This window comes from Niallia sp. FSL R7-0271, from assembly GCF_038005785.1.
GTDB lineage: Bacteria > Bacillota > Bacilli > Bacillales > Cytobacillaceae > Niallia.
The window spans coordinates 30,858-50,681 of the sequence record NZ_JBBOTZ010000001.1; the positions used below are offsets into that span (position 1 = coordinate 30,858).

Genomic DNA, 19,824 nt, shown 5'->3' on the forward strand with positions numbered 1-19,824 from the left:
TTATAAAGATGAAAACAAAGTAACAAAAAGCTAGAGTTTAGCAAATGAGCTAATCTTACTCTTTATCGGAGAGTTTGATCCTGGCTCAGGACGAACGCTGGCGGCGTGCCTAATACATGCAAGTCGAGCGGACTTAAAAAGCTTGCTTTTTAAGTTAGCGGCGGACGGGTGAGTAACACGTGGGCAACCTGCCTGTAAGACTGGGATAACTTCGGGAAACCGGAGCTAATACCGGATAATCCTTTTCTACTCATGTAGAAAAGCTGAAAGACGGTTTACGCTGTCACTTACAGATGGGCCCGCGGCGCATTAGCTAGTTGGTGAGGTAACGGCTCACCAAGGCGACGATGCGTAGCCGACCTGAGAGGGTGATCGGCCACACTGGGACTGAGACACGGCCCAGACTCCTACGGGAGGCAGCAGTAGGGAATCTTCCGCAATGGACGAAAGTCTGACGGAGCAACGCCGCGTGAGTGATGAAGGTTTTCGGATCGTAAAACTCTGTTGTTAGGGAAGAACAAGTACGAGAGTAACTGCTCGTACCTTGACGGTACCTAACCAGAAAGCCACGGCTAACTACGTGCCAGCAGCCGCGGTAATACGTAGGTGGCAAGCGTTGTCCGGAATTATTGGGCGTAAAGCGCGCGCAGGCGGTCCTTTAAGTCTGATGTGAAAGCCCACGGCTCAACCGTGGAGGGTCATTGGAAACTGGGGGACTTGAGTGCAGAAGAGAAGAGTGGAATTCCACGTGTAGCGGTGAAATGCGTAGAGATGTGGAGGAACACCAGTGGCGAAGGCGACTCTTTGGTCTGTAACTGACGCTGAGGCGCGAAAGCGTGGGGAGCAAACAGGATTAGATACCCTGGTAGTCCACGCCGTAAACGATGAGTGCTAAGTGTTAGAGGGTTTCCGCCCTTTAGTGCTGCAGCAAACGCATTAAGCACTCCGCCTGGGGAGTACGGCCGCAAGGCTGAAACTCAAAGGAATTGACGGGGGCCCGCACAAGCGGTGGAGCATGTGGTTTAATTCGAAGCAACGCGAAGAACCTTACCAGGTCTTGACATCTCCTGACAATCCTAGAGATAGGACGTTCCCCTTCGGGGGACAGGATGACAGGTGGTGCATGGTTGTCGTCAGCTCGTGTCGTGAGATGTTGGGTTAAGTCCCGCAACGAGCGCAACCCTTGATCTTAGTTGCCAGCATTTAGTTGGGCACTCTAAGGTGACTGCCGGTGACAAACCGGAGGAAGGTGGGGATGACGTCAAATCATCATGCCCCTTATGACCTGGGCTACACACGTGCTACAATGGATGGTACAAAGGGCAGCAAAACCGCGAGGTCGAGCCAATCCCATAAAACCATTCTCAGTTCGGATTGTAGGCTGCAACTCGCCTACATGAAGCTGGAATCGCTAGTAATCGCGGATCAGCATGCCGCGGTGAATACGTTCCCGGGCCTTGTACACACCGCCCGTCACACCACGAGAGTTTGTAACACCCGAAGTCGGTGGGGTAACCTTTTAGGAGCCAGCCGCCTAAGGTGGGATAGATGATTGGGGTGAAGTCGTAACAAGGTAGCCGTATCGGAAGGTGCGGCTGGATCACCTCCTTTCTAAGGAAAAATGGAATTCGTTCCATTCACAGATTGTTGATGATTTTGTTGTTCAGTTTTGAGAGAGCAATGCTTTCTTATATGGGCCTATAGCTCAGCTGGTTAGAGCGCACGCCTGATAAGCGTGAGGTCGATGGTTCGAGTCCATTTAGGCCCACCATATAACATAAAGTAAAGATGAAGGGGCCTTAGCTCAGCTGGGAGAGCGCCTGCCTTGCACGCAGGAGGTCAGCGGTTCGATCCCGCTAGGCTCCACCAATTTTTTTTGTTCTTTGAAAACTAAATCATATAGAAGAAAAACCAAGAAAGAAACCGAGTAATCGCCATCTTAGATTCTCTATTTAATAGAAGAATTTCAGGGTAAAGAGTAACATCTTTAGCCGAAACAAGTTAAGTTAGAAAGGGCGCACGGTGGATGCCTTGGCACTAGGAGCCGATGAAGGACGGTACTAACACCGATATGCTTCGGGGAGCTGTAAGTAAGCTTTGATCCGGAGATTTCCGAATGGGGGAACCCACTATCCGTAATGGGATAGTATCGTTACTTGAATACATAGAGTAACAGAAGGCAGACCCGGGGAACTGAAACATCTAAGTACCCGGAGGAAGAGAAAGCAAACGCGATTCCCTGAGTAGCGGCGAGCGAAACGGGATTAGCCCAAACCAAGAGGCTTGCCTCTTGGGGTTGTAGGACACTCTACATGGAGTTACAAAGGAACGGGGTAGATGAATAGGTCTGGAAAGGCCAGTCATAGAAGGTAAAAACCCTGTAGTCGAAACTTCGTTCCCTCCTGAGTGGATCCTGAGTACGGCGGGACACGTGAAATCCCGTCGGAAGCAGGGAGGACCATCTCCCAAGGCTAAATACTCCCTAGTGACCGATAGTGAACCAGTACCGTGAGGGAAAGGTGAAAAGCACCCCGGAAGGGGAGTGAAATAGATCCTGAAACCGTGTGCCTACAAGTAGTTAGAGCCCATTAATGGGTGATAGCGTGCCTTTTGTAGAATGAACCGGCGAGTTACGATTACATGCGAGGTTAAGTTGAAGAGACGGAGCCGCAGCGAAAGCGAGTCTGAATAGGGCGTAATAGTATGTGGTCGTAGACCCGAAACCAGGTGATCTACCCATGTCCAGGGTGAAGTCCAGGTAACACTGGATGGAGGCCCGAACCCACGCACGTTGAAAAGTGCGGGGATGAGGTGTGGGTAGCGGAGAAATTCCAATCGAACTTGGAGATAGCTGGTTCTCTCCGAAATAGCTTTAGGGCTAGCCTCAAGGTAAGAGTATTGGAGGTAGAGCACTGTTTGGACTAGGGGCCCCCATCGGGTTACCGAATTCAGACAAACTCCGAATGCCAAATACTTATCCTTGGGAGTCAGACTGCGAGTGATAAGATCCGTAGTCAAGAGGGAAACAGCCCAGACCACCAGCTAAGGTCCCAAAGTATACGTTAAGTGGAAAAGGATGTGGAGTTGCTTAGACAACCAGGATGTTGGCTTAGAAGCAGCCACCATTTAAAGAGTGCGTAATAGCTCACTGGTCGAGTGACTCTGCGCCGAAAATGTACCGGGGCTAAACGTATCACCGAAGCTGTGGATTGACATCTAGTGATGTCAGTGGTAGGAGAGCGTTCTAAGGGCGTTGAAGCTAGACCGTAAGGACTGGTGGAGCGCTTAGAAGTGAGAATGCCGGTATGAGTAGCGAAAGATGAGTGAGAATCTCATCCACCGAATGCCTAAGGTTTCCTGAGGAAGGCTCGTCCACTCAGGGTTAGTCGGGACCTAAGCCGAGGCTGAAGAGCGTAGGCGATGGACAACAGGTTGATATTCCTGTACCACCTTATGAATCGTTTGAGCGATGGGGGGACGCAGGAGGATAGGGTAAGCGTGCTGTTGGATTAGCACGTCCAAGCAGTTAGGCTGGTAATGAGGCAAATCCCATTACCGTGAAGGCGGAGCTGTGACGGCGAGGGAAATATAGTACCGAAGTTCCTGATTCCACACTGCCAAGAAAAGCCTCTAGCGAGATTCAAGGTGCCCGTACCGCAAACCGACACAGGTAGGCGAGGAGAGAATCCTAAGGTGAGCGAGAGAACTCTCGTTAAGGAACTCGGCAAAATGACCCCGTAACTTCGGGAGAAGGGGTGCTCTTTTGGGTGCAAGCCCGAGAGAGCCGCAGTGAATAGGCCCAGGCGACTGTTTAGCAAAAACACAGGTCTCTGCGAAGCCGTAAGGCGAAGTATAGGGGCTGACACCTGCCCGGTGCTGGAAGGTTAAGAGGAGGGGTTAGCGTTCGCGCGAAGCTCTGAATTGAAGCCCCAGTAAACGGCGGCCGTAACTATAACGGTCCTAAGGTAGCGAAATTCCTTGTCGGGTAAGTTCCGACCCGCACGAAAGGTGTAACGATCTGGGCACTGTCTCAACGAGAGACTCGGTGAAATTATAGTACCTGTGAAGATGCAGGTTACCCGCGACAGGACGGAAAGACCCCGTGGAGCTTTACTGTAGCCTGATATTGAATTTTGGTACAGCTTGTACAGGATAGGTAGGAGCCTTGGAAGCCGGAGCGCCAGCTTCGGTGGAGGCATTGGTGGGATACTACCCTGGCTGTATTGACATTCTAACCCGCACCCCTTATCGGGGTGGGAGACAGTGTCAGGTGGGCAGTTTGACTGGGGCGGTCGCCTCCTAAAAAGTAACGGAGGCGCCCAAAGGTTCCCTCAGAATGGTTGGAAATCATTCGTAGAGTGTAAAGGCACAAGGGAGCTTGACTGCGAGACCTACAAGTCGAGCAGGGACGAAAGTCGGGCTTAGTGATCCGGTGGTTCCGCATGGAAGGGCCATCGCTCAACGGATAAAAGCTACCCCGGGGATAACAGGCTTATCTCCCCCAAGAGTCCACATCGACGGGGAGGTTTGGCACCTCGATGTCGGCTCATCGCATCCTGGGGCTGTAGTCGGTCCCAAGGGTTGGGCTGTTCGCCCATTAAAGCGGTACGCGAGCTGGGTTCAGAACGTCGTGAGACAGTTCGGTCCCTATCCGTCGTGGGCGTAGGAAATTTGAGAGGAGCTGTCCTTAGTACGAGAGGACCGGGATGGACGCACCGCTGGTGTACCAGTTGTCTTGCCAAAGGCATAGCTGGGTAGCTATGTGCGGAAGGGATAAGTGCTGAAAGCATCTAAGCATGAAGCCCCCCTCAAGATGAGATTTCCCATAGCGTAAGCTAGTAAGATCCCTGAAAGATGATCAGGTTGATAGGTTTGAGGTGGAAGCGTGGTGACACGTGGAGCTGACAAATACTAATAGATCGAGGACTTAACTAAAATAGGAAAGCGGAAGAAGCTTTGGCTTCTGCAGCTGGACATGAATGATTGCTTGGTTCTTGTTTTTCTTCGAAGATGATTTAGTTTTGAGAGAACAACTCATAAAAACATAATAGTCTGGTGGCGATAGCGAGAAGGTCACACCCGTTCCCATACCGAACACGGAAGTTAAGCTTCTCAGCGCCGATGGTAGTTGGGGGCTCTCCCCCTGTGAGAGTAGGACGTCGCCAGGCACTTTAAAAAAAGCATCTAGTTTAACTAGGTGCTTTTTGTTTTTTATTAAGCTTGGCGCCTTTGCATGGCATAATGAGCATCTTTTAACTTATGAATAAAAAATTTATATTTTGTATCACTTGTCTTCGTATTCAACATTTCATGTTCACATTCAGTACAAATCAGTGACTGATACAGATGTATACCTGTTATTTTTTGCTGATCGCAAAATAAACATTTCTCCACATAAGGCTGGATGATTTTCTGCGAATTTATACTCACTGGCTCCACCTCCCTAAAAACAGTCTTGCCAATAATAAATACATGCATACAAAATTCAGATAATTTTAAATTTACCTTTACTTTAAAATAGGTGGCTAAAACACGCATTTTATTCATAGTCAGGCAATGGTACAATAAAATAGAGTTAAAAGGAAATGAGGAAGAACAGTGCATGAAATGACGCCTTTATATAATAGATTGGAAGAGTTTATTCAGAATAAACCTATTTCTTTTCATGTCCCAGGGCATAAAAATGGTTCTTTAATGGACAAACATAACTTGTTAAAGAATGCATGGAACTTTGATGTAACAGAGCTTAACGGGCTAGATGACTTGCATTCAGCAAGTGGGGTAATATTGGAGGCAGAGAAACTGCTAGCAGCTTTATATAACACAAAAAAAAGCTTTTTTTTGGTTAATGGCTCAACAGTAGGCAATTTAGCTATGATTATGTCTGCTGTGAATGAAGGAGACCAAATCCTTGTACAAAGGAACAGTCATAAATCTATTATGAATGGCATTAAACTCACAAAGGCAAAACCTATTCTGCTTAATCCGAGCTATGATTTAGAGTGGAAAGTAGAAGGGACTGTTTCATGTGAAACAATTTTAGAAGCAATAAAAAAATATCCGAGTGCAAAGGTTCTTATTCTCACCTCACCCAATTATTATGGAATGATTGGAGAGTTAGGAAGAATAATTGAAATAGCTCACAAGCATGGGGTAACAGTATTAGTAGACGAGGCTCATGGAGCCCATTTTGCTGGCTCAGCTCACTTTCCTCCGTCTGCTGTAGAATTAGGCGCGGACATAGTTGTCCAATCTGCACATAAAACACTACCTGCATTAACGATGGGTTCATATCTCCATTTCAACTCAGAACGGGTTTCTTTAAATAAACTGCAAATGTATTTAAGCATCCTTCAGTCAAGTAGCCCATCTTATTTAATTATGGCATCCCTTGATTTGGCGAGAAGTTATTTGGGTACTTATAAGGAAGAAGACTTTATATACTTATTAGAAAAGCTTCAAAAGTTTAAAGCTGAATTGTCAACATTAAGTCAACTGAAAGTAATGAATTATGGAAACAAAGCTGGTGACCCTCTAAAATTAACTATTCAAAGCAGGTGTAAGTTAACAGGTTTTGAACTTCAAGAGAAGTTTGAGGAAGCTGGAGTCTATTGTGAAATGGCTGATTTACATAATGTCTTGCTTGTATTGCCTTTGCTGAAGAACAAGATGTCATATCCTTTTGAAGATGCTTTTGAGAAAATTAAGAAGGCTGTAAGTCCATATAAGGCGTTGAATTTGCCAGTGGAGGAAGATAAAGGTGCAGCTATAAATCTATATACTAATATAGTAGAATTAAAGATAAATGAATTGGAGCAACCTAAGTACTCTAAACACGAAATTTTATTAGAAGATTCAATAGACAAAATTAACGCAGATTCTATTATCCCTTATCCACCAGGTGTACCATTGCTGATGCCGGGAGAAGTAATTACTGGTAAACATATTGAAACATTAAAGGTGCTTGTAGCTAATGGCTGTAAGTTTCAAGGGAATTCATCTATATATGAAGGCAGAATTGCAGTTTTTATAAAGAAGTAAGGAGAATAACATGACAAGAGGTATTTTTATAACAATGGAAGGGCCAGAGGGCGCCGGAAAAACAACCATTTTAGAGATGCTGTATAAACACTACAAAGACAAAGGCATCAAGATTGTAAAGACAAGAGAGCCTGGAGGAATTAGGATTGCCGAAAAAATCCGCGAGATTATATTAAACCCTGACCATACAGAGATGGATGGAAGGACAGAGGCGTTATTATATGCTGCTGCTAGAAGACAGCATTTAGTTGAAAAGGTTATACCAGCATTAGCAGAAGGCAGTATTGTTCTTTCTGACCGCTTCATAGACAGTTCTCTTGCTTATCAGGGTTATGCCAGGGGGATAGGCATAGAAGAAATATGGAAGATAAATGAGTTTGCCATTGGCGGTGTAATGCCTGATTTAACCCTGTATTTTGACCTTGATCCAGAACTAGGGCTAGCAAGAATAAATAAATCAAATGAACGGGAAATAAATAGGCTTGATCTAGAGCAATTGGATTTCCATAAGCGTGTCCAAGCAGGATATTACAAAGTTATCGAGAAGTTTCCTGAAAGGCTGCATAAACTAGAAGCTTCACAAAGCATAGAGGATGTATTTGAACAAGCTCAACAAGCCATTAATCAGGTATTGAACAGAAACAGGTAAAGTGAGCTTTCATTTTTCCATTTATATATGCCTGTTTAATTATTTATTGTTATAATAGGAAAAAGCAGTAATTCTGGTAAAACTATAATAAAGGGGTTGGATAAAATGAAGTTAATTTTAACAGTAATCCAAGATAAAGACAGTGCTAAGTTATTGAATGCCCTTGTAGAACATAACTTTAGAGCTACTAAATTAGCTAGTACCGGGGGATTTTTGAAATCTGGGAATACAACCTTTATGATAGGGACAGAAGATATACGCGTGGAAAAAGCTTTGCAAATAATAAAAGAAAACTGCCAATCACGTGATCAGTTAGTTGCCCCTGTTTCACCTATGGGAGGAAATGCTGATTCGTATGTACCGTATCCTGTTGAGGTGGAGGTAGGTGGAGCAACTGTATTCGTGCTGCCTGTTGAACAGTTCAAGCAATTCTAAGGCTTAAGAATATGGTTGGAACTTAAATATATTACCTCTATATATAAAGGATATTTTTAATGATGCTTTTATCGGAGGAAAAAAATGAAAATAAATAAAGACATTCGTGTGAGTACAGATGCTACTAAGCAAGAGATAAAAAGCGGACAAGTGGAAACGAAATTTAGGGAGCTTGTCACAAGGCAGAGTGAAAAGCTTCAATCTGGTCAACTGCAAACATTGATAAAGAGTATAGATGATACTGGCAACAGATTGGGCAGGTCACAAAATCTTAAGGATTTAAACAAGTTCAAATCGCTGGTCAAGCAGTTTGTAAAGGAAGCAGTAGATTACGGCATCGGATTGAAAAAAGATAAATCATGGGATCACTTCGGACAAGGCCGAGATTTGAGTGTTGTTCAGGTTGTGGATGAAAAGCTTGTCGAGCTTACTGAAGAAGTGATGAGTAAAGAAAAAAACAGCCTGAACATTTTAGGGAAAATAGGAGAAATTAAAGGCCTATTAATTAATATATATATGTAAGAGAGTGATCGTGTTGATAAAAACATGGGAACAGCTTGAACAGGAGCAGCCAATTGTTCTAAGAATGGTCCGAAACAGTCTGAAAAAGGACCGACTTGCACATGCTTATCTGTTTGAAGGAATGAGAGGAACTGGCAAAAAGGAAGTCAGCCAAATTCTTACGAAAAGCATACTTTGTACAAGGTTAATAGACGGTTATAAGCCTTGTGAGGAATGCTCTAATTGCAAACGAATAAATAACAGCAACCATCCGGACGTACATATTGTCGAACCGGATGGTTTGTCCATAAAGAAAAACCAGATTCAAAGCCTGCAGGAGGAGTTCTCCAAAACAGGGGTAGAATCAAAACAGAAGATTTATGTAATTGTACATGCTGATAAAATGACTACGAATGCAGCAAACAGTCTGCTGAAATTCCTGGAAGAACCACATGCAGAAACTACAGCAATCCTTTTGACTGAACAAATACATCAGATTCTCCCGACCATTTTATCGAGGTGCCAAGTCTTATCCTTTACTCCTCTTTCCCCAATAAAAATGCAGGAGCAGCTTATAGCAAATGGAATGAAAGCAAGTGGAGCGCCATTAATTGCGCAGATCACTAATGATTATGATGAAGCGTTTCGACTAAGTTCTGATGAATGGTTTGTACAAGCGCAAAAAATAGTGGTAAAATTGTATATGACTCTTAAAGGAAATCCTTTAGAAGCATTAGTTTCCCTTCAAAGAGAGTGGTTTGTTCATTTCAAAGAGAAAGATCAGTATGATAGGGGATTGGATTTACTGTTGCTGCTGTTTAAGGATTTATTATATATTCAACTAGGCAAGCAGGAGCAAATAGTCTATATAAATGATCGGCAACAGTTAGAAGAGCTTGCGCTTAAATCATCATCCCAAATGCTGACAGAGCAAATGACGTCCATCTTTGAAGCTAAACGAAAGCTGCAGGGTAATATGAATCCACAGTTATTGATGGAACAGCTTGTATTGAAGCTGCAGGAGGGATCTTCAGTTGTATAATGTTGTAGGAATCCGCTTTAAAAAAGCTGGAAAAATATATTACTTTGATCCGAATGATATGGATATCCAAAAAGGGGATTTCGTAATCGTAGAGACAGTGCGTGGAGTGGAATATGGAAAAGTTGTCATTGCTCCCAAGCAGGTTGACGAAAATGATGTAGTCTTACCTCTTAAAAAGGTACTCCGAGTCGCGGATCAGAAAGACCAATTAATTGTAGAGGAAAACCGGATTGCGGCAAAAGAAGCATATGAAGTTTGTTGTGAGAAGGTCAATCTGCATGAGTTAGATATGAAGCTTGTAGATGTAGAATATACATTTGATCGCAATAAAGTAATTTTTTATTTTACCGCAGACGGCAGAGTCGATTTTCGTGAACTCGTAAAGGATCTAGCTTCGATTTTCAGGACTAGAATTGAGCTGCGCCAGATTGGTGTTCGCGATGAGGCAAAAATGCTGGGCGGCATCGGTCCATGTGGTAGAATGCTTTGCTGTTCAACATTTTTAGGCGATTTTGAGCCAGTATCAATTAAAATGGCTAAAGACCAAAATCTTTCCCTAAATCCAACCAAAATATCAGGACTTTGCGGCAGACTTATGTGCTGTCTTAAATATGAGAACGATGAATATGAGTCTGCAAAAGAACAGCTTCCAGATTTGGGTGAGTGGATTAATACACCTGATGGAAGAGGTAAAGTAGTAGGTTTAAATATATTAGAACGTGTACTCCAAGTGGAAATTTCTGAACAAGAACGAGTGCTTGAATATACATTAGAAGAAATACTGCAAAAAGATACTGTTTCAGTTCAATCCACGGACTAATGAGGTGGCAGAGTGGATAAAAAAGAAATTTTTGATTCAGTAATTAATATGGAGAGTCAAATCGGCCATTTATATCAGCAATTAGGTGAGCTAAAGCAGCATGTGGCAGAACTGATTGAAGAAAATAATACATTGAAGCTGGAAAACGAAAATTTAAGAAGACATTTGGAGAGCCAGTCACAAAAAGAGAAGGAACAAAAGGAACAGACGAAAAAGAAAAATCGAAAGTCCACCAAGATTTTGGAAGAAAAGAATATGGATATTGGCGAAGGATATGACAATCTAGCGAGGCTTTATCAAGAGGGTTTTCATATTTGTAACCTTCATTTCGGAAGTCCAAGAAAAGATGGAGATTGTTTGTTCTGTCTATCCTTCCTTAATAAAAAATAGGGTGTGTCCTTCTAAATAGGGCACCCTATTTTTTTAGCTGTTAATGATTACAGCAAGATAATTAGAGAATGATTATGATAATATTTGCTTAGGCTAGTATTATGGAATACATATATAGATGGAGGTAACAAATTGGTTCAGCTAGTAGGAGATGAAAGGCTTGATTACTTGTTGGCAGAGAAGCTTAAGATTATTCAAAGTCCAACTGTGTTTTCGTTTTCTTTAGATGCCGTATTATTGGCAAACTTTGCAACTGTTCCTATTGCGAAAGGAAAAATTGTAGATCTTTGCAGTGGAAATGGTGTAATTCCGTTATTTTTAAGTTTGAGAACGAGAGGCTCTATAATAGGAGTGGAAATTCAGGAACGGTTATATGATATGGCTTGCAGAAGTGTTGCCTATAATAACTTAGAAGAAAAAATAAAGATGGTAAATGGTGATATTAAAGAAGCTCCTGCGCAGCTTGGGTTTGAAAAATATGATGCTGTTACTTGCAACCCTCCGTATTTCCAAACAGATTCTGTTGATGAAAGGAATACAAACGAACATTTGGCTATTGCACGACATGAGATTCTTTGCACGCTTGAGGATGCAATTCGAGCTGCAAGTCAGCTTGTTAAGCAGGGAGGAAAGGTTTCATTTGTGCACAGACCAGGAAGACTGCTTGATATTATTACATTAATGAGAGCATATCGACTAGAGCCAAAGCGGATAAGGTTTGTATATCCAAAGGAAGGAAAAGAAGCAAATATCCTGCTAGTCGAGGGAATAAAGGATGGCAAGCCGGACTTGAAAATACTGCCCCCTTTATATGTGTATAAAGGGTTAAATGAGTATACAGAGGAAATGAGCCGAATTTTGTATGGAGACAGCTAATCATTATTTTTATGTCTTACTTTGCAGAGATAATACTTATTATGCTGGATACACAAATAATCTGGAAAAACGCATTAAAACACATAATGAAGGAAAAGGCGCCAAGTATACTAGGGCAAGAAGGCCAGTCCAGTTAATTTATAAGGAAGTTTTTGCAGATAAATCTCAGGCTTTGAAGGCAGAATATGCTTTTAAACAATTGAGCAGGAAAGAAAAAGAGTCTTATATGAGGAAGGAAATTGGTGTTGAACATGTGGCAGCAAAAAAGCTATAAGAATGATAATGGTCTTCTTTATTTAGTCCCTACTCCAATAGGCAACTTGGAAGACATGAGTTTTCGGGCTGTAAGAATTTTGAAAGAAGCAGATGTAATTGCAGCAGAGGATACGAGGAATACAAAGAAACTGTGCAATCATTTTGAAATAACGACCCCAATCGTAAGCTATCATGAACATAATAAAGAAACGAGCGGCCGCAAGCTGATTGAATCATTGCAAGCTGGTAAAACAATAGCCTTAGTCAGCGATGCTGGAATGCCAACCATCGCAGACCCTGGGTATGAGCTTGTAGTGGCAGCAGTAGAAAGCAAGCTTCCTGTCGTTCCACTGCCTGGTGCAAATGCAGCCTTAACTGCTTTAATAGCATCAGGTTTGCCGACACACCCTTTTTATTTCTATGGTTTTCTTAACCGACAAAAAAAAGAGAAGAAAAAGGAGCTAGAGGCGTTAAAGAAAATTTCTGGAACTGTATTGCTATATGAATCTCCTCACAGGTTAAAGGAAACCTTACAGTTGATTAGAGAAATTCTCGGCAACAGAAATATCTCCCTTTGCAGGGAATTAACAAAAATCTTCGAGGAATTTATCAGAGGAACAGTAGATGAAGTTATCGAATGGGCAAATTCAGATGAGATACGAGGCGAATTTTGCATCGTTATTGAAAAGGGAGCTGCAGAAGAGGATCAGGACGAGCAATGGTGGATGAACTTAACAATTGTTGAGCATGTAAATCATTATATTGAAACAGATGGCCTGCAGGCAAAAGAGGCAATTAAGCGTACAGCTGTCGACAGAAGCATGCCTAAGCGGGAAGTATACCAAGAATATCATATAGATTAAAAAAAGCATGGAGCTCATCCCTTGAGCTGCCATGCTTTTTTATTATTACTTAGAAAGTTCAAACGAACTTTTGATTTCATTTATAAGCTGTTCTGCACCTTCACGGCTTAGGATTAGTTTACCGCCTGCTAATGACAGGTTATCATCAGAAACTTCACCAGTAACTTGGCAAGTCATGTTAGGTTTATATTTTTTCAAGATGATTTTTTCATCATCCACATAAATTTCTAAAGCATCTTTCTCAGCAATTCCTAATGTACGTCTTAATTCGATAGGTATTACAACACGACCTAATTCGTCAACTTTACGAACAATTCCAGTAGATTTCATTTCCTTTTCTCCTCCCGATGAACCTTATATATATTTTTTTCGCTAATATTCGACAAATTTCTTTGTTTGTATATATAATACCAGCCATTCCCATATACGTCAATTATTTTATTTTTAAATTGAGATAATTCCATGAAAAACCTATATTTATAGGTTAAACAGCATATTATATATACTTTTAATACCAAAATAAGTGTATAAATGTAAAATGAATTAGAGCCAAAATTGAGAAATGTATTAAAGAGAATTCGACAAAACTCAACATTTTAATGTCGAATCAGCCATTCATTATAGTGAACAAAAATGAGGAGCAGAGAAGCATGCGGCCAGTTGCAAAAACTTTGGATTTTGGGTATATTTTGATGGTATGTAAGGGCACAATGGCAATGATTAGCTGCCATTTTTTATGGCATTTCTTCATTATGTAAGGAAGTCTACAAATATACCATAAAATTTCCGATGCAATTATATGTCTTGTAGTTTTAAGATTAGTGTAAGTATTGATACAATAAGAATTATGCATATTACATAGCATTATTGAATTAGGAGGGAAAAAACGTTGAAAGAGCAAGAAACTTTCTATATAACAACCCCAATATATTATCCTAGCGGGAATCTTCATATTGGACATGCATACACAACGGTTGCTGGGGATGCAATGGCTAGATATAAGCGATTAAAGGGCTTTGATGTTCGTTATTTAACTGGGACTGATGAGCATGGCCAAAAAATCCAGCGAAAAGCAGAAGAAGCAGGTATTACGCCTCAACAATATGTAGACGGAATTGTTGCAGGAATAAAAGAACTTTGGGATATGATGGATATCTCATATGATGATTTCATCCGTACGACAGAAAAAAGACATACAGAAGTAGTTAGCAAAATGTTCCAAAAACTTGTCGATCAAGGTGATATTTACTTGGATGAATATCAAGGATGGTACTCTGTTTCTGATGAAACATATTATACAGAACTTCAGCTTGTAGACCCTGTATATGATGAAAATGGTAAAGTCATCGGCGGAAAAAGCCCTGACAGTGGTCATCCTGTGGAGCTTGTAAAAGAAGAATCCTACTTCTTCCGTATGGGCAAGTATGCAGATCGACTTCTGAAGTTTTATGAAGAGAATCCTGGGTTCATTCAGCCAGAATCACGCAAAAATGAAATGATTAATAACTTTATTAAGCCAGGCCTTGAAGATCTAGCTGTTTCCCGTACAACATTTGACTGGGGAATTAAAGTTCCTGGAGATCCAAAACACGTTGTATATGTTTGGATTGATGCGTTGTCCAATTATATTACAGCACTAGGATATGGTTCAGATAACGATTCACTTTATCAGAAATTCTGGCCTGCAAATGTCCATTTAGTTGGGAAGGAAATCGTACGTTTTCATACAATTTACTGGCCAATCATGCTGATGGCATTAGATTTGCCGCTTCCTAACAAAGTGTTTGCTCATGGTTGGATTTTGATGAAAGACGGAAAGATGTCCAAATCAAAAGGCAATGTTGTTAATCCGGTAACATTAATTGAAAGATATGGACTTGACGCATTGCGTTATTATTTACTTCGTGAAGTGCCATTCGGTTCTGACGGTGTATTCACTCCAGAGGGATTTGTTGAAAGAGTGAATTTTGATTTAGCGAATGATTTAGGAAACCTGTTAAACAGAACAGTTGCTATGATCAACAAGTATTTTGACGGAGTTATTCCTGAATACAAAGGTTCTGAAGGTGGCTTTGAAAAGTCACTAGTAGAAGCTCATCAGGAAACGAAAGCACTGTACGAGAGTCATATGGATAATATGGAGTTTTCGGTTGTGTTAACGAATTTATGGCAGCTTGTCAGCAGAAACAATAAATATATTGATGAAACTCAACCATGGGTATTGGCGAAGGAAGGAAAAACGGATGAGCTTGCAACAGTAATGGTTCATCTAGCTGAATCCTTAAGACGTATTGCTGTCCTTTTAAAACCATTCTTAACAAAAACACCGGATAAGATCTTCCAGCAGCTGAATGTTCAGGAAGAACAGTTAAAAACATGGGCAAGCCTTGACCAGTTCGGTGTAATCCCTGCAGGAACAAAGGTAGAAAAAGGAGAACCTATCTTCCCAAGACTTGATATCGCAGAGGAAGTAGAATACATCAAAAAAGAGATGCAAGGACCTGCTGCTGAAGAGAAGAAGGAATCACAGCCGGCTGAGAAGCAAGAAGTTCCTGAGTCGGAAGAAATTACTATTGATGATTTTATGAAAGTGGATTTACGAGTAGCGCAAGTTCTTCAGGCAGAACCTGTGAAAAAAGCAGACAAGCTGCTGAAGCTTCAACTGGATTTAGGTTATGAGCAAAGACAAGTAGTCTCAGGTATTGCTCAATATTATAAACCAGAGGAATTAGTCGGCAAAAGAGTAATTTGTGTTACAAATTTGAAGCCTGTTAAGCTGAGAGGAGAATTATCTCAAGGTATGATTCTTGCAGGTAGCCAAGATGGTGTTCTAGCACTTGCTTCTGTTGCTGAATCGCTTCCATTAGGCTCAAAAGTTAAATAAAAACTGGTTGAAAAACATAGGAATTGCACTTAAGATGCATATTTCTATGTTTTTCTTTCAAAATAGAGGATATTTAGTCAGCAAGTTGGGGAATAGAAAATAAACATGAATAATTATGGATAAAGAAAGGGTTTCAATATGTTATTTGACACACATACACATTTAAATGCAGAACAATTTAATGACGATTTAGAAGAAGTAATCGGCAGGGCAATGGAAGCTGGAATGGAAAAAATGATCGTAGTCGGCTTTGATCGTCCAACGATTAAAAGGGCCATGGAATTAATCGAGCGTTATGATTTTATATATGCAAGTGTCGGCTGGCATCCTGTTGATGCAATTGACATGACTGAGGAAGATTTAGAATGGATTGAATCATTGGCTAAACATCCAAAAGTTGTAGCAATTGGGGAAATGGGCTTAGATTATCACTGGGATAAATCACCAAAAGATGTCCAAAAGGAAGTATTCAGAAAGCAAATTCACTTGGCAAAAAAAGTGAAGCTTCCAATTGTTATTCATAACAGGGAAGCAACTGCTGATATTGTTGAGATTCTCAAGGAAGAAGGCGCAGCGGAAGTTGGTGGAATTATGCACTGCTATGGAGGAAGTGTCGAGACTGCAAAGGAATGCATCGACATGAATTTTTATATTTCATTAGGTGGGACTGTCACTTTTAAAAACGCTAGAAAGCCGAAGGAAGCAGCAGCAGCAATTCCGTTGGACAAGCTGCTTATTGAGACAGATTGCCCTTACCTTGCGCCAACACCACATCGCGGCAAAAGAAATGAACCAAGCTATGTGAAGCTTGTAGCAGAAGAAATCGCAGCAATAAAAGGAATTAGTTATGAGGAAGTTGCTGCCAAAACAACAGAAAATGCAAAAAAATTATTCGGCATAAAATGATAAGAGATGGTGTCGAATCATTGAAAAGCTTGTCCTAATATTACTTTGTTCTAAGAAGTTCTACATTGCTTCCTTTTCTCATAGAATGTTCATGTCGAGATTTCTTTCTTTCCTTTCATGGAGTTTTTTTGCATAATAGGAGATACGTTCAAAGAATGTAGAAGGGTTGACAGCAGACACGATACTCTATATAATCACTCCGAGAGAAAAGGAGGCGTTTTTCATCGTAATCCAAAACATGAAAAGCCTGTTTTCCAAGTCTTTGAGCAGAAAGAAATGGCCCATTATTATTGCTAGCTTCATAGTTTTTCTAAGTGGTTTAGGATTTGTTGTTTACGAATCAACGAAAAAAACTGTGGCGCTGTCATTAGATGGGAAAGAGAAGGTCATCGAAACGCACTCATCCACTATTCAAGATATATTTGATGAACTTGATATTGCCATACGCTCAGAAGATGAGGTGTTTCCCACGTTAGACACAAGAGTGGCTGACGAGATGGAGGTTGTTTGGAAGCAAGCAAAACAGGTTGAATTGAGCAAAGACGACGAGAAGAAAACGGTATGGACAACAGCAGAAACGGTTAAGGAGTTTCTCGAGGAACAAAAAATCTCTTTGAATGAACACGATAAGATCAATCAAAAGCAGAATAAGCATATAAAGAACAATATGGAGATTGTTGTACATACTGCATTTCCAGTTACACTAGTAGACGCAGGATCGAAAAAAGAACTATGGTCCACTTCGACTACGGTCGCTGACTTTTTAAAACAACAGGAGATATCACTTACGAAATTAGACCGAGTTGAACCAGATCTAAAGGAAGTAGTGAACAAGAAGGACGTTGTAGAAATTACACGTATAGAAAAGGTCACCGATGTAGTGGAACAACCGATTAATTATGCTGTTGTTACCCAAAAGGATGATAGCCTTGAAAAGGGAACAGAAAAGGTACTAAAGGAAGGTAAAAACGGTCTAAAGTCTAAAACCTTCGAAGTTACTTTAGAAAACGGCAAAGAAGTTTCGAGAGAACTGCTTAGTGAAAAAGAAGTTAAGGAAAAACAGGACAAAGTAGTTGCAGTAGGCACAATTGAAGTTACGCAAATTGCTTCCCGCGGTGAAGATGCCAGCGAAGAAGGCACAGAACTTTACGTTAACTCAACAGCTTATACAGCCAGCTGCAATGGATGCTCGGGACATACTGCTACTGGAATTGACCTCAAATCAAATCCGAATGCAAAAGTAATTGCGGTTGACCCAAGTGTTATTCCGTTAGGAACAAAGGTATATGTTGAAGGCTACGGATACGCGGTAGCCGGTGATACAGGCGGTGCTGTGAAAGGTAAGAAAATCGACGTCTTTTTCCCGACGAAGGCAGAAGCCTATCGATGGGGAAATAAACAGGTAAGAATTAAGATTTTGAAGTAACCTTTTTTAAAGCTTCTTACATGCATGTGTTTGTTAGTGTCTGCAAAAACCTAATACACATTGAACATCTACTATTAGCACATCTTTAACAGAGGAGTTATTCCTCTGTTTTTTTCTTTTGAACGGATTTTGTTGAAAAGAAAAATTTGAGCTATAATAACCTTTAGAATTTCATTTAACTCTTTTCTATAATATATAGACGTTTATTGTTACAAAAATGTTTCATTTTTTTTGCAAAACTTAATTTTTTTTTTGGAGGCTTCATGAAACTTAGAGAAATCATTGTAGTGGAAGGAAGAGATGACACTACCGCTGTCAAAAGAGCAGTCGATGCTGATACAATTGAAACAAATGGTTCTGCCATCAATAAGGCAACAATTGAGGCAATAAAGCTGGCTAATGAAACGAGAGGAGTCATAATACTGACTGATCCAGACTTTCCTGGCCAAAAAATAAGAAATACAATAGAAAAGCACATACCTAATTGTAAACATGCATTCATTGCAAAGGAAAAGGCATTGCATAAGCATGGAAAGGGTGTTGGTGTAGAACATGCCTCAGTGGAAGTGATTAGAGAGGCGCTCAAAGAAGCCCATCACATGGAAGAAAGCATTATAGAGCAAATTACTAAAGAGGACTTACTAGATGCACAGCTGATTGGCGGACCTGGATCGAAGGAACGAAGAGAAAAGCTGGGCAAGATATTAAAAATAGGGTATACAAATGGCAAACAGCTTCATAAAAGGCTGATGATGTTTAACATCTCCAAGCAGGACTTTGCAGCAGCGGTTAATGCTATTTGGCAGGAGGAAAAAGATGTATAAAGATATAGCAACACCAGTAAGAACAAAAGCTATCTTAGAGAAATATGGATTTTCTTTTAAAAAGAGTCTTGGTCAAAACTTTTTAATTGATACGAATATATTAAGAAATATTGTAGACCATGCAGAGTTGTCGGAGTCTTCAGGTGCAATTGAGGTTGGACCAGGAATTGGTGCATTAACAGAACAGCTGGCAAAGCGTGCAAAAAAAGTTGTTGCCTATGAGATTGACCAGCGTCTGTTGCCTATTTTGAGCGAAACGCTTGAGCCATATCCGAATGCTAAGGTGATCCATTCGGACGTACTGAAGGCAAATGTAAAGGAAATGATTGAGGAAGAATTCGCAGGTATTGATGATATTATGCTTGTGGCTAACTTACCTTATTATGTAACTACTCCAATCATTATGAAAATTTTGGAGGAGAACTTGCCGCTGCGCGGAATTGTCGTGATGCTCCAAAAGGAAGTAGCTGACCGTATATCAGCTCGTCCAAGTACGAAGGAATATGGTTCCCTATCAATAGCGATTCAATATTACACAGTTCCAGAGGTTGTAATGATCGTGCCTAAGACAGTATTTGTACCACAACCGAATGTCGATTCTGCTGTCATCAGGCTGACGATTAGGGAAAAGCCTTTAGTTGCAGTTAAAAGTGAGGAATTCTTCTTCCGAGTGACTAGAGCTAGCTTTGCTCAACGGAGAAAAACCATTTTAAATAATTTAACAAGCCAGCTTGAAAATGGTAAGGAGAAAAAAGAAGCGATTATAGCTGCCCTTGAAACTGCTGGAATTGAGCCTTCCAGACGAGGAGAATCTCTTTCTATTGAAGAATTTGCTGCACTTAGCGATGCGCTGTATGATTCGTTTTAAACCGTTAATAAACATTGAAGGACCGGCCCTTTTAATTGAGGGGC

General features: G+C 41.1%; 17 protein-coding genes, 2 tRNA genes and 3 rRNA genes. 20 read left to right on the forward strand and 2 right to left on the reverse strand.

Going from position 1 to position 19,824, the window contains the following annotated elements:
* The first annotated feature begins 62 nt into the window (after positions 1-62).
* From MKX82_RS00155 to rrf, 5 genes are all read left to right on the forward strand, one after another.
* Positions 63-1,611: ribosomal RNA gene (locus MKX82_RS00155) — 16S ribosomal RNA — on the forward strand.
* Positions 1,612-1,694: 83 nt separating this feature from the next.
* Positions 1,695-1,771: transfer RNA gene (locus MKX82_RS00160), tRNA-Ile, on the forward strand.
* 22 nt (positions 1,772-1,793) lie between these two features.
* A tRNA-Ala gene (locus MKX82_RS00165) sits at positions 1,794-1,869 on the forward strand.
* Positions 1,870-1,999: 130 nt separating this feature from the next.
* A 23S ribosomal RNA gene (locus MKX82_RS00170) occupies positions 2,000-4,935 on the forward strand.
* A 116-nt stretch (positions 4,936-5,051) separates the two neighbouring features.
* Positions 5,052-5,168, forward strand: a 5S ribosomal RNA gene (gene rrf, locus MKX82_RS00175).
* The 16S, 23S and 5S rRNA genes sit together here with 2 tRNA genes alongside, the layout of an rRNA operon.
* Positions 5,169-5,214: 46 nt before the next feature.
* Here the strand turns inward: rrf and MKX82_RS00180 are convergent.
* Positions 5,215-5,430 carry a sigma factor G inhibitor Gin gene (locus tag MKX82_RS00180; RefSeq protein WP_282581411.1) on the reverse strand — a complete coding sequence of 72 codons (216 nt, stop codon included), beginning with the start codon at positions 5,428-5,430 and terminating at the stop codon, positions 5,215-5,217.
* Positions 5,431-5,607: 177 nt separating this feature from the next.
* On the opposite strand from MKX82_RS00180, the gene MKX82_RS00185 reads away from it, so the two are divergent.
* The 10 genes from MKX82_RS00185 to rsmI all read left to right on the forward strand — a co-directional run bounded on the left by MKX82_RS00185 (position 5,608) and on the right by rsmI (position 12,872).
* Positions 5,608-7,041, forward strand: a complete 1,434-nt coding sequence (locus MKX82_RS00185; RefSeq protein WP_233318838.1) for an aminotransferase class I/II-fold pyridoxal phosphate-dependent enzyme — start codon at positions 5,608-5,610, stop codon at positions 7,039-7,041.
* A gap of 10 nt (positions 7,042-7,051) precedes the next feature.
* Positions 7,052-7,690, forward strand: coding sequence for a dTMP kinase (tmk, locus tag MKX82_RS00190; protein WP_233318829.1), 639 nt, complete (start codon positions 7,052-7,054; stop codon positions 7,688-7,690).
* Positions 7,691-7,795: 105 nt separating this feature from the next.
* On the forward strand, positions 7,796-8,125 hold the full coding sequence (locus MKX82_RS00195) for a cyclic-di-AMP receptor (protein WP_127742579.1): 330 nt from the start codon (positions 7,796-7,798) through the stop codon (positions 8,123-8,125).
* 84 nt (positions 8,126-8,209) lie between these two features.
* Positions 8,210-8,647 (forward strand): YaaR family protein, encoded by a 438-nt coding sequence (locus MKX82_RS00200; protein ID WP_233318827.1) that lies wholly within the window; start codon positions 8,210-8,212, stop codon positions 8,645-8,647.
* A gap of 13 nt (positions 8,648-8,660) precedes the next feature.
* Positions 8,661-9,668, forward strand: coding sequence for a DNA polymerase III subunit delta' (holB, locus tag MKX82_RS00205; RefSeq protein ID WP_341074451.1), 1,008 nt, complete (start codon positions 8,661-8,663; stop codon positions 9,666-9,668).
* The gene (locus MKX82_RS00210; protein WP_233318824.1) at positions 9,661-10,488 is read left to right on the forward strand and encodes a PSP1 domain-containing protein; all 828 of its coding nucleotides are present in this window, start codon (positions 9,661-9,663) and stop codon (positions 10,486-10,488) included. The genes holB and MKX82_RS00210 overlap by 8 nt, the downstream gene beginning before the upstream one ends.
* A 12-nt stretch (positions 10,489-10,500) precedes the next feature.
* Complete coding sequence (gene yabA, locus MKX82_RS00215; protein WP_233318822.1) at positions 10,501-10,878, forward strand: DNA replication initiation control protein YabA; 378 nt, start codon at positions 10,501-10,503, stop codon at positions 10,876-10,878.
* A 132-nt stretch (positions 10,879-11,010) separates the two neighbouring features.
* Complete coding sequence (locus MKX82_RS00220; protein ID WP_233318819.1) at positions 11,011-11,754, forward strand: tRNA1(Val) (adenine(37)-N6)-methyltransferase; 744 nt, start codon at positions 11,011-11,013, stop codon at positions 11,752-11,754.
* Positions 11,741-12,028, forward strand: coding sequence for a GIY-YIG nuclease family protein (locus tag MKX82_RS00225; RefSeq protein WP_233318817.1), 288 nt, complete (start codon positions 11,741-11,743; stop codon positions 12,026-12,028). Before MKX82_RS00220 ends, MKX82_RS00225 begins: the two co-directional genes overlap by 14 nt.
* Positions 12,006-12,872, forward strand: a complete 867-nt coding sequence (gene rsmI / locus MKX82_RS00230) for a 16S rRNA (cytidine(1402)-2'-O)-methyltransferase (RefSeq protein WP_233318836.1) — start codon at positions 12,006-12,008, stop codon at positions 12,870-12,872. The genes MKX82_RS00225 and rsmI overlap by 23 nt, the downstream gene beginning before the upstream one ends.
* 45 nt (positions 12,873-12,917) lie before the next feature.
* Here the strand turns inward: rsmI and MKX82_RS00235 are convergent, their stop codons facing one another.
* Positions 12,918-13,202 carry an AbrB/MazE/SpoVT family DNA-binding domain-containing protein gene (locus MKX82_RS00235; RefSeq protein ID WP_233318815.1) on the reverse strand — a complete coding sequence of 95 codons (285 nt, stop codon included), beginning with the start codon at positions 13,200-13,202 and terminating at the stop codon, positions 12,918-12,920.
* A gap of 559 nt (positions 13,203-13,761) precedes the next feature.
* Between MKX82_RS00235 and metG the strand changes: the two genes are divergently transcribed.
* From metG to rsmA, 5 genes are all read left to right on the forward strand, one after another.
* On the forward strand, positions 13,762-15,756 hold the full coding sequence (gene metG, locus MKX82_RS00240) for a methionine--tRNA ligase (protein WP_233318813.1): 1,995 nt from the start codon (positions 13,762-13,764) through the stop codon (positions 15,754-15,756).
* Between the two features lie 138 nt (positions 15,757-15,894).
* The gene (locus tag MKX82_RS00245; protein ID WP_233318811.1) at positions 15,895-16,662 is read left to right on the forward strand and encodes a TatD family hydrolase; all 768 of its coding nucleotides are present in this window, start codon (positions 15,895-15,897) and stop codon (positions 16,660-16,662) included.
* A gap of 238 nt (positions 16,663-16,900) precedes the next feature.
* Positions 16,901-18,088, forward strand: a complete 1,188-nt coding sequence (locus MKX82_RS00250) for a G5 and 3D domain-containing protein (protein ID WP_233318834.1) — start codon at positions 16,901-16,903, stop codon at positions 18,086-18,088.
* A gap of 263 nt (positions 18,089-18,351) precedes the next feature.
* Positions 18,352-18,912, forward strand: coding sequence for a ribonuclease M5 (gene rnmV, locus MKX82_RS00255; RefSeq protein WP_233318809.1), 561 nt, complete (start codon positions 18,352-18,354; stop codon positions 18,910-18,912).
* Positions 18,905-19,780, forward strand: a complete 876-nt coding sequence (rsmA, locus tag MKX82_RS00260) for a 16S rRNA (adenine(1518)-N(6)/adenine(1519)-N(6))-dimethyltransferase RsmA (RefSeq protein ID WP_233318806.1) — start codon at positions 18,905-18,907, stop codon at positions 19,778-19,780. Before rnmV ends, rsmA begins: the two co-directional genes overlap by 8 nt.
* The last annotated feature ends 44 nt before the right edge of the window (positions 19,781-19,824 follow it).